The sequence below is a fragment of the Rhizobium sp. R711 genome (assembly GCF_002211365.1).
Classification (GTDB): domain Bacteria; phylum Pseudomonadota; class Alphaproteobacteria; order Rhizobiales; family Rhizobiaceae; genus Rhizobium.
Genome location: NZ_LOKZ01000015.1, coordinates 44,133 through 56,005, shown reverse-complemented (window position 1 = coordinate 56,005; position 11,873 = coordinate 44,133). Strand labels below are relative to the sequence as shown.

Sequence of the window (11,873 nt, the reverse complement as noted above, 5' to 3'; positions counted from 1 at the left end):
ATGGAAGCGTTGTGTTTGGAGGAAAAACGCGTATCCATGTCGCCATTCGACAATCGGAGCAGCGCCGAAACGCGCATTTTCTTGGCGAAAAGAGTTGAAGGAAGGACCCCATGAAAATTCTCGTCCCCGTGAAGCGGGTGGTTGACTACAACGTGAAGATCCGCGTGCGTCCGGATGGCACGGGTGTGGAACTTGCCAATGTGAAGATGTCGATGAACCCGTTCGACGAGATCTCGGTCGAGGAGGCGCTCAGGCTGAAGGAAGCCGGCAAGGCCGAGGAGGTGATCATCGTCTCGATCGGTCCGGCCAAGGCCGAGGAGACGCTGCGCACCGCGCTCGCCATGGGCGCTGACCGCGCCATCCTCGTCGAGACCGATGATGCCGTCGAGCCGCTCGCCGTGGCGAAGATCCTGAAGGGCGTCGTCGACGCCGAACAGCCGGGTCTGATCATCGTCGGCAAGCAGGCGATCGACGACGACTCGAACCAGACCGGCCAGATGCTGGCCGCCCTCCTCGGCACCGCCCAGGCGACCTTCGCCTCGAAGATCGAGATCGGTGACGGCAAAGCCCAGGTGACGCGCGAAGTCGATGGCGGCCTGCAGACGATCGAGATCAAGCTGCCCGCCGTCGTCACCTCGGACCTGCGCCTCAACGAGCCGCGCTATGCCTCGCTACCGAACATCATGAAGGCGAAGAAGAAGCCGCTCGACAAGAAGAGCCCGGCCGATTTTTCCGTCTCCACCACGCCGCGCCTGAAGGTCTTGAAGACCGAGGAACCATCCGGCCGCAAGGCCGGCGTCAAGGTCAAGTCGGTCGCCGAGCTCATCGACAAGCTGAAGAACGAAGCCGGCGTGCTGTAATTGGGTTGGAACAGGAGCATCTATCATGACCATTCTTCTTCTGGCCGACCATGACGGCCATCACCTTTCCGACCAGACCGCCAAGGCGCTGACGGCAGCAAGCCAGATCGGCGGTGACGTCACCATCCTGGTCACCGGCGCCGGCGCCAGGGCTGCGGCCGATCAGGCCGCCAGGCTGTCGGGCGTGTCCAGGGTACTGGTTGCCGAGGATGCAAGCCTCGCCCACAATCTCGCCGAGCCGCTGGCCGCGCTGATCGTCCAGCTGTCCGCAAACTACGACACGATCATCGCCGCCGCCACCTCGACCGGCAAGAACGTCATGCCGCGTGTCGCAGCTCTCCTCGATGTCGCCCAGGTCTCGGAAATAACAGAAGTTGTTTCTTCCGACACCTTCAAGCGGCCGATCTATGCCGGCAACGCCATCCAGACGGTACAGACGACCGACGCCAGACGCGTCATCACCGTGCGCACCGCCTCGTTTGCCGCCGCTGCCGAAGGTGGTTCGGCTCCGGTCGAAACCATTGCCGCTGCGGCCAATCCTGACCTGTCGACCTTCGTCAAGGATGCATTGTCGGCCTCCGATCGCCCCGAACTGACCTCGGCGAAGATCATCATCTCCGGTGGCCGCGCGCTTGGCTCGGCGGAGAAGTTCAGAGAGGTCATCCTGCCGGTCGCCGACAAGCTCGGTGCTGCCGTCGGTGCCAGCCGTGCCGCCGTCGATGCCGGTTATGCCCCGAACGACTGGCAGGTCGGCCAGACCGGCAAGGTCGTCGCCCCTGATCTCTATATCGCCTGCGGCATCTCCGGTGCGATCCAGCATCTCGCCGGCATGAAGGACAGCAAGGTCATCGTCGCCATCAACAAGGACGAGGAGGCCCCGATCTTCCAGGTCGCCGACTACGGTCTCGTCGCCGATCTCTTCGATGTCCTGCCGGAATTGCAGAAGGCGCTTTGAACCGAGCATCTGCCTTCATTTCGCACTTGCGAATGACTGGAAAATTATCATTTTAAGGGCTACTACTTCTGCCGGGCGATCATTTGCCCGGCAGTTCTGTTAGAAAAATGCGGCAGCGCGGGGGCGTACGCCGAGCGGGGGTTTGGAGATGAACGCGGTGTTGAAGACGATTGGTATCATCGGCGCAGGCCAGATGGGTTGCGGCATCGCGCAGGTCTCGGCCGATGCAGGCTACAAGGTCCAGCTCTACGACCTCTCCGACGAACGCGTCCAGCACGGCCTTGCCACTATCAACGGCAACCTCGCCCGCCATGTGACGAGCGGCAAGATGACGGACGACGAACGCTCAGCCACCCTCGCGCTGATTTCCGGCTCCTCCGACATCAACGATCTTGCCGCGTCCGACCTCGTGATCGAAGCGGCGACCGAGGACGAAAGCGTCAAGCGCAAGATCTATGCCCAGGTCTGTCCGGTCCTGAAGCCGGAAGCAATCCTTGCCACCAATACCTCCTCGCTCTCGATCACCCGGCTTGCCTCAGCCACCGACCGGCCCGAACACTTCATGGGCATTCATTTCATGAATCCGGTTCCGGTCATGAAACTCGTGGAACTCGTCCGCGGCATTGCGACCGACGAAGTGACCTTCGCGACAGCCAAGGAATTCGTCGCATCGCTGGAAAAGACCGTGACGGTCGCCGAGGATTTCCCGGCTTTCATCGTCAATCGCATCCTGCTGCCGATGATCAACGAGGCGATCTACACTCTTTACGAGGGCGTCGGCACCGTCGATGCCATCGACACCGCCATGAAGCTCGGCGCCAACCATCCGATGGGACCGCTGCAGCTTGCCGATTTCATCGGCCTCGACACCTGCCTGTCGATCATGCAGGTGCTGCATGACGGCCTGGCCGACTCGAAATATCGTCCATGCCCGCTGCTGGTGAAATATGTCGAAGCCGGCTGGCTCGGCCGCAAATCCGGCCGCGGCTTCTACGATTACCGCGGCGATACGCCGATCCCGACCCGCTAAGACACCACCAACTCGCAAGTCCGCGAGATATGGGCGCCTATGCGCCGCGCGCGTCACGCTTCGCCTGCGAAACAGCGCCGGCCTTTCGCAATCTGCCTCGCTCCATCGGACGGATGAGATTTTTGCGCTTTGAGCTTTCGATCGAGTGCATGCCTGCGTGCGCCTGGCGTGTGTTGAATGACTCGTCCTTCTCGCCTTTCGCTTCTTTCTTTCGCGCCAACGCAGCCCGCAGATTCTCGACCATCCGAACTTTAGCAAGCATTCTGCGCCGACGGGCTTGTTCGGCATTCACACTGCGTACGCCCATGGCAAGAACTTCGAGTTTGGCTCGCGTGCCCGTATCCTTGCGCGCTGGCGTCGCCCCTTTGGGTTGCGCCTTACCGCGTATTTCCCTGCGTTGCCTGTTCGCCACGCTCTGCGCCCGATCGCGCCTTTCGCGTATTCGCTTGGCGAGATCCGAAAGATCCGCATCCGACAAATCCTGCATGGCCGGATGGTGAGTTTTCTGAACGAGCTGCCATTCGTCCGCCGTGAGCAACCGCTCCGCCTGTTTGCGCGAAATTGCCATTAACGCCTCCTACGCTGTCGCACCAATAGACTGAATTGCGTTCTGTAGTGCTCGCCTGCTCCCCGAGCCGAGCGAGCTTCAAAAGCTTGGGAGACGCCGTCCCTTGGGCATCAATGTGGTTGCCGCTCCAACTTATCGCCAAGCGCGCGGTGGCGTCTCCTTCACAATCTAGCGCCGCACGACCGGGTCGGCAATGAGCCTTCAATATCGCTGGTCGCACGATCTATTTCGAGCACGCACTCCAGGTTGTCGACGCTCACGAGCCGGCCGCGGCTTCCCCTCCGCATGGCGCATCCGCCTGCGGTGTCCAAACCATCGCTCCGGAGAGCCCACGAAAATGCCAAACCTCACATGGTAGGCGAAGAATTCGGGCGCGGCGGCACACCAGCGGCAGCGAGGGCGTCCATCCGGGCCAGGGACAGTCGGGCTCATGCTGGCATCTCCACGAAATCCAGCGCGGCAATGGTCCGCTTCGGGTCAATCTCAAAGGTTTCGGCGGTTACGATCCCCTGCGCGACGAAAGGGTCGGCGGCGATACGTGCGTCGTGGTCGGCCCGGCTTTCGCCGTTGGCGAAGATAGCACCCCCGGCGGCTGTTTGAAGCGAGCCGACGCAGAGGAACACGCCATCCGCAAAGCCCCGCGCGATCCAGTCGTTGTGGGCCGCCATGAACTCGGCCGCGGCGGCACGGTTGTCGGCAAATTTCAGGAATGTGACAAGCATCGGCGCTCCTTGGTCAGTTTGGAGAGGGAAGGTCCGGCAAGGTTGCCAGCCAGTGTTCGATACGGGCGACTTCGCTGCGGATGAACGATTCGTCGCGGAGCGCCGTGGCCATGACTGCCACCCCTTGCGACCATGTCAGAAGATGCAGTGCCAGCGTCTCGGCTTGATCGCCGGCGCCAAATGCGCGGAACTGCCCGGCGAGCCAGTCGCGGAATAGCATCAGGATTTCGGCCGCGCGGCCTTGCGCGACATGATCGAGCTTGGCGAGTTCAGAGGAGAGTGTGCCGACAGGGCAACCAAATGCCATGATCTTCGCCCGGTTGGCGATCAGCATATGAATGAAGGATAAGATGCGCTCGCGCGGGCCTTCGCCATCGGCTTGCCAACCATCGAGCATCGCGCGCGTCCTCTCCATGCGGCGCGTGATCACGGCGTCTAATATTGCGTCTTTGGTCTTGAAATGGTGATAGAAATTGCCGCGCGAGATGCTTACGGCGGCTGCGATGTCGGCAAATGACGTCGCCTCGAATCCACCCTCGTAAAAGAGCGAGTCGGCCGCTTCGATTATCAATTCACGAGTAGATGACGCCGGCATTTAGGTCAGTTGTCCTAGTTTGATGAAGCATCACTAGGACAATTGACCTATTTTGTCAAAGCCGCAATCTCTCACAAAAATTCCGACCATTCGCGACAAGCTCTGCTCGCGAACTTTTCAAGACAGTTTCTGTCGAGGAACTCACGGGCAAAACGGCGACAGGCGGCCGACTCCAGCCGAATGGCTGGTTTGGGCCGCCGATAGGCGACACTGACCGATGATCGCATCGGTCACAGCACGCCTTGCCGGCTACGACCCCACCGCGCCCTTGATCAGCGCCCTGGCGTCGTCGCTGTCCCAGGCGGCCGGGCCGTTCATGGCGGAGATCAGGCAGCCCTTGCCGTCGATCAGAAGCGTGACGGGCAGGCCAAAGGCAAGGCCTTCCTTTTTCAGGCTGTTGAACACTTCGATCGTGTTGTCGCGGTAGAGCTGCAGCGCATCGACACCGATTTCGTTGAGGAAGGCCTTCGGCTTCTCGTCGTCGCCGGTATCGATGTTGACCGGCACGACCTGGAACCTGTCGCTGCCCAACTCCTTCTCCAGCGCGTTCAGCGCCGGCATTTCCTCGCGGCACGGTACGCACCAGGTTGCCCAGAGATTGAAGAGCACGGTCTTGCCGGAAAAACTGTCGAGCGTCATCGGCTTGCCGTCGGCGCCCTTGAAGGCAACGGTGGTGAGCCTGCGGTGCTCATCAGGAGCAACCATCGCCGCCACCTGTCCCTTGAGCAGTGGCGCAATCCTCGTGGCGGTCTCTTTTGCCGCCGCGCATTCGCCCGACGCCGTTTGCGTCCCGCCATTGCCAGACCCGGCTTCCCTGATGTAAACCGCTGCCGCACCGGCAATAATGCCTGCGACGGCCGCGATCCCGATCAGCTTCAGGGATGGCAGGCGCAGGGGCGTTCTTGTCGTCATTTCATTCTCCGAAACACGCGTTCTTCAAGGCAGGCATCGTCATGGCCGACAGCACGGACACCAAATCCTCCAACCAGATGTGGGGCGGACGTTTCGCTTCCGGCCCAGATGCGATCATGGAGGAGATAAATGCCTCGATCGGTTTCGACAAGAAGCTGTTTGCCCAGGACATCCGTGGCTCGATCGCTCACGCCACCATGCTCGCCCACCAGGGCATCATCGAGGCCGATGATAAGGACAAGATCGTCCAAGGGCTAAACACGATCCTGTCAGAGATCGAAAGCGGCAATTTCGAGTTCTCCCGCAAGCTCGAAGACATTCACATGAACGTCGAAGCCCGCCTTGCGACGCTTATCGGCCCGGCCGCCGGCAGGCTCCACACCGCCCGTTCGCGCAACGACCAGGTGGCGCTCGACTTCCGCCTCTGGGTCAAGGAAGAGCTGCAGAAGACCGAGCAGCTGCTGACCAACCTGATCGCAGCCTTCCTCGACCGCGCCGAAGAGCATGCGGACACCGTCATGCCGGGCTTCACGCACCTGCAGACGGCACAGCCCGTCACCTTCGGTCATCATTGCATGGCCTATGTCGAAATGTTCGGTCGTGATCGTTCGCGAGTGCGCCACGCGATCGAGCATCTGGACGAGAGCCCGATCGGCGCCGCCGCCCTTGCCGGCACCGGCTATCCGATCGACCGCCACATGACCGCGAAGGCGCTCGGCTTCCGCGAGCCGACCCGCAACTCGATCGACACCGTCTCGGACCGCGATTTCGCCATCGAGTTCCTGGCGATCGCTGCGATAACAGGCATGCACCTGTCGCGGCTGGCCGAAGAGATCGTCATCTGGTCGACGCCGCAGTTCGGCTTTGTGCGCCTGTCGGACGCCTTCTCCACCGGCTCCTCGATCATGCCGCAGAAGAAGAACCCGGACGCCGCCGAATTGGTGCGCGCCAAGACCGGGCGTATCAACGGCTCGCTGATCGCGCTGCTGACCATCATGAAGGGCCTGCCGCTCGCCTATTCCAAGGACATGCAGGAAGACAAGGAACAAGTCTTCGACGCGGCCGAGAGCCTCGAGTTGGCGATATCGGCCATGACCGGCATGGTGCGCGACATGACGGTTAACACCGCGCGGATGAAGGCTGCCGCCGGCTCCGGCTATTCGACGGCAACCGATCTTGCAGACTGGCTGGTGCGGGAAGCCGGCTTGCCGTTCCGCGACGCCCATCACGTGACTGGCCGTGCCGTGGCGCTTGCCGAGAGCAAGGGCTGCGATCTCGCCGAACTGTCGCTTGCCGACCTGCAGGCGATCAATGCCGCGATCACGGACAAGGTCTACGACGTGCTGACGGTCGAGGCATCGGTTGCAAGCCGCAAGAGCTTCGGTGGCACCGCACCTTCGGAAGTGCGCAAGCAGATCGCCTACTGGCGCGCCCGCAACTGACCTCAACAATCAGGGTGCACAAGCTGGATAAACTTCGATATGAAGATGTCCACCAGTGCCGCTTCCCAAGAGGAATTCCATGCAGAAGAGCTTGCCGCAGATCGCCCGCCTGACGGTTGTTTTCGCCGTGATCGGCCTTGCCGTCGCCGGGTGCGGGCGTAAAGGCGATCTCGATCCACCGAGCGCGAACGCGACGAAGGGCGGAGATTCGTCGAAGCCGACGAAACAGCCCGGCACCGTCGACCGGCCCTTCATCCTCGATCCGCTTCTCTAAGAGACAACCGACGTGAACCATTTTGAGTACCGCGACGGCATCCTCTACGCCGAAAACGTTCCCGTTCCGGAGATCGCCAAGGCCGTCGGCACGCCCTTTTATGTCTATTCGACGGCGACGCTTGAGCGCCACTACAAGGTCTTTGCAGCGGCGTTCAACGATGTCGATGCAATGGTCTGCTACGCCATGAAGGCGAATTCCAATCAGGCAGTGCTGAAGACGCTCGGCAATCTCGGCGCCGGCATCGACGTCGTCTCTGAAGGCGAGCTGCGCCGCGCACTCGCCGCCGGCATCCCAGCATCGCGCATCATGTTCTCCGGCGTCGGCAAGACACCGCGCGAAATGGACTTTGCGCTTGAGGCCGGCATCTATTGCTTCAACGTCGAGTCCGAGCCGGAACTCGAGATCCTCAACCAGCGCGCCATCAAGGCAGGCAGACGAGCACCCGTCTCCTTCCGCATCAATCCCGATGTCGACGCCAGGACGCATGCGAAGATCTCGACCGGCAAGAAGGAAAACAAGTTCGGCATTTCCTGGGAGCGTGCCCGCGCCGTCTATGCCCGCGCCGCAACCCTGCCCGGCATCGAAGTGACCGGCATCGATATGCATATCGGCAGCCAGATCACCGAACTGCAGCCATTCGAAGACGCCTTCAAGCTGCTGCGCGAGCTGGTCGGCACGCTTCGCGCCGATGGCCACGACATCCACCACGTCGATATCGGCGGCGGTCTCGGCATCCCCTACAAGGAGGATAACAACCCGCCACCGCTGCCCGATGCCTACGCCAACATCGTCAAAAGCCAGCTGCGCGAGTTGAACTGCAAGATCGTTACCGAGCCTGGCCGGCTGATCGTCGGCAATGCGGGCATCCTGGTGACCGAAGTGATCTATGTGAAGGATGGCGGCGAGAAGACCTTCGTCATCGTCGACGGCGCGATGAATGACCTGATCCGACCGACCCTTTACGACGCACACCATGAAATCCGCCCCGTCGTGATCTCGGCGGCGAACGCGCCGCGCATCAAGGCTGATGTCGTCGGCCCCGTCTGCGAAACCGGCGATTTCCTGGCGCTCGACCGCGAGATGGCGATGCCGAAGCCTGGCGATCTCTTCGCCGTCTCTTCCGCCGGCGCCTATGGAGCGGTCCAGGCCGGCACTTACAACAGCCGTCTTCTGGTTCCCGAAGTGCTCGTCAAGGGCAGCGATTTCCACGCGATTCGTCCGCGCGGCACCTATGAAGAGCTGATCGGCCTCGATTCCGCGCCCGCCTGGCTGGATTGATCCGGCGCCCGGGAAAGCATCACTTTTTGGCGAAGAACCGTGAAAAACCGGCATTGAACGGCGCTTGCCCTCGCCTTCGCCACAAAGAATGTTATCCTTGGCGGAGAGCGAACTGCCCCGGCGATCGCCGTAGGTGCACTCTGCCTTCGAAAGCCAGCTCGCGGAGACCGGATTGAATAAGAGCTCCAGCAGGGAGAAACACGGTGCATTTGCCCTGAAGCCGTCCTTGGCACGGCTGGTCGCGGCAAAGCGCTTTCTGGCGCGCCTTGTCCTGCTGTCCGAGCAGATCCTGCCACTGCTGTTGCCGATTCTCTCGGTCGTTGCGCTTTATCTCGCGGCATCCTGGTTCGGCGTCTTCCGCTACACGCCGGACTGGCTTCGCCTGGCACTGCTGATTGGCTTCGCGGTTGCCTTCGTCGCTGCGCTCCTTCCCCTTCGCCGACTTTATTGGCCAGACGTAGCCGCCGCCGATCGGCTGCTTGAACAGCGCAACGGCCTGCAGCATCAGCCTGTTGCCGTTCAGGAAGACGAGCCCGCAACCGATACGCCCTTCGCTCGCGCCCTCTGGCGTGAGCACCAGACGCGGATGGCGGAGAAGATCGCGGCGCTCGATACCGGTTTCCCCCGCCCCGACATCGCCTCCCACGACCGGCTGGCGCTGCGCGCTGTTCCGGCTTTGCTTGTGGCGATGGCTTTTGCCTATTCGCTGTCGGCGAGCGGCGGCTCGATTTCAGATGCGCTGCAGCCGCGACCGACACCGCAGGCAAGTGATCCTGCCGTGCGGATCGATGCCTGGGTCACGCCACCCTCCTACACCGGCCGCGCTCCGATCTACTTGACGGCAAACGGCACCGAGCAGGGACCGATCCGCGTTCCCGAACTCTCGAACCTCACAGTTCGGGTCAGCGGCGGCAAAACAGCCGAGAAGGTCGTCTTCCGGCATGAGAATGGCGAAGCGCAGGATATCGCGCCCCAGGAAGTGGCCAAACAGCCCGCGACGCCGCAGGCTGAAGGCGCGACTGCAACCAACGTCGCTCTGTCGGCCACCACGCACTTGGTGAAACTCGAGGAAAACGGCAGGCTCGAGGTCAACGGACGTATATGGAGCTTCGACGTCATTTCCGATAAGGCGCCGGAGATCGCCTTCAATGGAATGCCGAAGCCAACGGTCAACGGCGCGCTTGAAATCGGCTTTTTCGTCAAGGACGATTACGGCGTGCAGGAAGCGCGCGCCGAGATCGTTCCCGTCGACTCCGACCCGGCCGCAACGCCGCTCTACCCGCTACCGGACTTCCGCCTGGACATCCCTCGCCGCAATTCACGCGACGCCAAAGGGGTGACAAGCAAGAACCTCACCGAGCACCCGCTCTCGGGCAAGCGGGTTCGCATTACCCTTGTCGCCAAGGACGCCGCAGGCCAGACCGGTCGCAGCCCGCCGCACGAGATGACACTGCCTGCCCGCCCATTCAACGAGCCTCTTGCTGCTGCCGTCGCCGAGGAACGGCAGGTCTTCTCACTGGATACCCGGAAGATGCCGGAGGCGATCGCGCTCAACGAGGCGCTTACGATTCGCCCGGAAGAAACGATTCCGAACCTGACAAACTACCTGCTGCTGGAATCGGCGCTGACACGCATGAAACTCACCAAGGGCGAAGATGCGATGAAGGACACCGCCGATTATCTCTGGGACATCGCGGTGGGCATGGAGGATGGCGATCTTTCGCAAGCGGAACGCAACCTACGCAATGCCCAGCAGAATCTGGCGGATGCCCTGCAGCGCAACGCACCTGATGCCGAAATCAAGAAGCTCATGGACGAGCTGCGCAAGGCGATGCAGGAATATATGAAGGAGCTCGCGCAGCGCATGCAGAATGCGCCGATGCAGCCGAACCAGAAAGCCCAGAACATCATTCGCCAGCAGGATCTGGAGCGGATGATGGACCAGATCGAGAATCTGGCGCGCTCGGGCAACCGGGACGCGGCCCAGCAGATGCTTTCCGAGCTGCAACGGATGATGAACAACCTGCAGGCCGGAAGACCGCAGCAGGGACAACAGGGCCAGGACAACAGCCAGATGCGCCAGCAGATGGACAAGCTCGGCCAGATCCTGCGTGACCAACAGAAACTGATGGAAGAAACCTTCAAGCTGGATCAGCAGTTGAAGGACCGCATGCAGCGCGGCGATCCCAACATGGGCATGAACGATCCTTTGCTCGACGACATGCCGATGGACAACGACGGTATGCAGCAGGATCAGCAGCAGGGCCAGCAAGACCAGGGTCAGGACCCCAACCAGCAGGGCCAGAACCAGCAAAGTCAGAACCAGCAAAGTCAGTCGCCGTCCGACGAGATGACGGCCGAGCAGCTGCGCGAAGCCCTGAAGCAGTTACGTTCACGCCAGGACGAACTCGGCAAGCAGCTCGGTGAGCTGCAAAAAGGTCTAGGCGACATGGGCATCAGGCCCGGCCCAGGCTTCGGCCAGGCCCAGCGCGAAATGGAAGGCGCCGGACGCGAACTCGGTCAAGGTCATGGCGAACCAGCCATTCAGGGCCAAGGACGTGCGTTGGAAGCGTTGCGCCAGGGCGCACGCGACATGATGAACCAGATGATGCAGGCCATGCAGGGCCAACAGGGACAGGGTCAGCAGGGCCAGGTCGGGCAAGGCAACCAGAACGGCCGCGACCCGCTTGGCCGTCCGCGCCGCGCCGAAGGACCTGATTTCGGAGATCAGGTAAAGGTACCTGATGAAATCGATGTGCAGCGCGCCCGCGAAATCCTGGACGCCATTCGCGAAAAGCTGGGCAACAACCCACCGCAGGAAATCGAACGACGCTATCTAGAACGCCTGCTGGACATCCAGTAGTCCCAGTTGCGCCAATTCGGGTCACAATCCCGTGAGATTCGCCGCCCCGACGCCCTAGATGCCTATGTGTTTACTGTGACGCGAGATCGCGTCGTTTGGGCACGAGTTGAGGGTACTTCCATGAAAGCGGAATTGAGGCTGATCGCAGCTGTCGCTTTTGGATTCAGCATGGCTGCTGGCACTGCAAACGCATTGGATATCGGTGGTTTTGCCACAACGAACAGCGGGGGCAGGACCCTTGCTTTCGACCACTACGAATCGAGCCGAAGCGGGTGGAACTCAAACGCCTACAGACCGGCTCCCTACAGCATGGAGACGACGGGGAGTATCTCGTCTAATGGCAGGACGGCGCGGCGACCGGTCAACTGCCC

The 11,873-nt window shown here is 61.6% G+C and carries 11 protein-coding genes and 1 pseudogene; 7 read left to right on the top strand and 5 right to left on the bottom strand.

Annotation, left to right across the window (positions count from 1 at the left end; all coding sequences use genetic code 11):
* Positions 1-110 precede the first annotated feature (110 nt).
* The 3 genes from ATY80_RS16535 (at position 111) to ATY80_RS16525 (ending at position 2,845) form a co-directional block, all read left to right on the top strand.
* Complete coding sequence (locus ATY80_RS16535) at positions 111-860, top strand: electron transfer flavoprotein subunit beta/FixA family protein (protein WP_088693459.1); 750 nt, start codon at positions 111-113, stop codon at positions 858-860.
* Between the two features lie 25 nt (positions 861-885).
* Positions 886-1,815 (top strand): electron transfer flavoprotein subunit alpha/FixB family protein, encoded by a 930-nt coding sequence (locus ATY80_RS16530; RefSeq protein ID WP_088693458.1) that lies wholly within the window; start codon positions 886-888, stop codon positions 1,813-1,815.
* Between the two features lie 148 nt (positions 1,816-1,963).
* Positions 1,964-2,845 carry a 3-hydroxybutyryl-CoA dehydrogenase gene (locus tag ATY80_RS16525; protein ID WP_088693457.1) on the top strand — a complete coding sequence of 294 codons (882 nt, stop codon included), beginning with the start codon at positions 1,964-1,966 and terminating at the stop codon, positions 2,843-2,845.
* 37 nt (positions 2,846-2,882) lie between these two features.
* On the opposite strand, the gene ATY80_RS16520 is transcribed toward ATY80_RS16525, so the two are convergent.
* The 5 genes and pseudogenes from ATY80_RS16520 to ATY80_RS16500 form a co-directional block, all read right to left on the bottom strand.
* Complete coding sequence (locus ATY80_RS16520; RefSeq protein ID WP_088693456.1) at positions 2,883-3,413, bottom strand: hypothetical protein; 531 nt, start codon at positions 3,411-3,413, stop codon at positions 2,883-2,885.
* 351 nt (positions 3,414-3,764) lie between these two features.
* A pseudogene (locus tag ATY80_RS29625) lies at positions 3,765-3,845 on the bottom strand (DNA-3-methyladenine glycosylase I); the annotation flags it as partial.
* On the bottom strand, positions 3,842-4,135 hold the full coding sequence (locus ATY80_RS16510) for a YciI family protein (protein WP_088693454.1): 294 nt from the start codon (positions 4,133-4,135) through the stop codon (positions 3,842-3,844). The gene ATY80_RS16510 and the pseudogene ATY80_RS29625, both read right to left, overlap by 4 nt.
* 13 nt (positions 4,136-4,148) lie before the next feature.
* A complete protein-coding gene (locus ATY80_RS16505; protein ID WP_088693453.1) occupies positions 4,149-4,730 on the bottom strand; it encodes a TetR/AcrR family transcriptional regulator in 582 nt (193 codons plus the stop codon).
* A 249-nt stretch (positions 4,731-4,979) separates the two neighbouring features.
* Positions 4,980-5,642, bottom strand: a complete 663-nt coding sequence (locus ATY80_RS16500) for a TlpA disulfide reductase family protein (RefSeq protein WP_088693452.1) — start codon at positions 5,640-5,642, stop codon at positions 4,980-4,982.
* A gap of 41 nt (positions 5,643-5,683) precedes the next feature.
* Between ATY80_RS16500 and argH the strand changes: the two genes are divergently transcribed.
* The 4 genes from argH (at position 5,684) to ATY80_RS16480 (ending at position 11,502) form a co-directional block, all read left to right on the top strand.
* On the top strand, positions 5,684-7,084 hold the full coding sequence (gene argH, locus ATY80_RS16495) for an argininosuccinate lyase (protein WP_088693482.1): 1,401 nt from the start codon (positions 5,684-5,686) through the stop codon (positions 7,082-7,084).
* 79 nt (positions 7,085-7,163) lie between these two features.
* A complete protein-coding gene (locus tag ATY80_RS16490) occupies positions 7,164-7,358 on the top strand; it encodes a lipoprotein (RefSeq protein WP_088693451.1) in 195 nt (64 codons plus the stop codon).
* Between the two features lie 12 nt (positions 7,359-7,370).
* Positions 7,371-8,639 (top strand): diaminopimelate decarboxylase, encoded by a 1,269-nt coding sequence (gene lysA, locus ATY80_RS16485; protein WP_088693450.1) that lies wholly within the window; start codon positions 7,371-7,373, stop codon positions 8,637-8,639.
* Between the two features lie 172 nt (positions 8,640-8,811).
* Positions 8,812-11,502 (top strand): TIGR02302 family protein, encoded by a 2,691-nt coding sequence (locus tag ATY80_RS16480; RefSeq protein WP_088693481.1) that lies wholly within the window; start codon positions 8,812-8,814, stop codon positions 11,500-11,502.
* Positions 11,503-11,873: the final 371 nt, after the last annotated feature.